General features: G+C 69.4%; 1 protein-coding gene. It reads left to right on the top strand.

What is annotated here, in order from left to right:
• Positions 1-281 (top strand): pseudouridine synthase (locus tag LE181_RS32025; RefSeq protein WP_263869645.1); only part of this gene is annotated, 281 nt, incomplete at both ends.

Raw genomic sequence — 281 nt, 5'->3', positions numbered from 1 at the left:
ACCGCCTGGACGTCGGCACCTCCGGCCTGATGGTCGTCGCCAAGTCCGAGCGCGCCTACACGCTGCTCAAGCAGCAGTTCCGCGAGCGCACGGTCGACAAGCGCTACCACTCCCTCGTCCAGGGCCACCCGGACCCGATGAGCGGCACCATCGACGCGCCCATCGGCCGGCACCCGAACCACGACTACAAGTGGGCCGTCACCGCCGAGGGCAAGCCCTCGGTGACCCACTACGACCTCATCGAGGCGTTCCGCGCCGCCAGCCTCCTCGACGTGAAGCTG

Source organism: Streptomyces sichuanensis, from assembly GCF_020328095.1.
Taxonomy (GTDB): domain Bacteria; phylum Actinomycetota; class Actinomycetes; order Streptomycetales; family Streptomycetaceae; genus Streptomyces; species Streptomyces cinnamoneus.
This window is presented reverse-complemented; position numbering and strand designations above follow the sequence as displayed.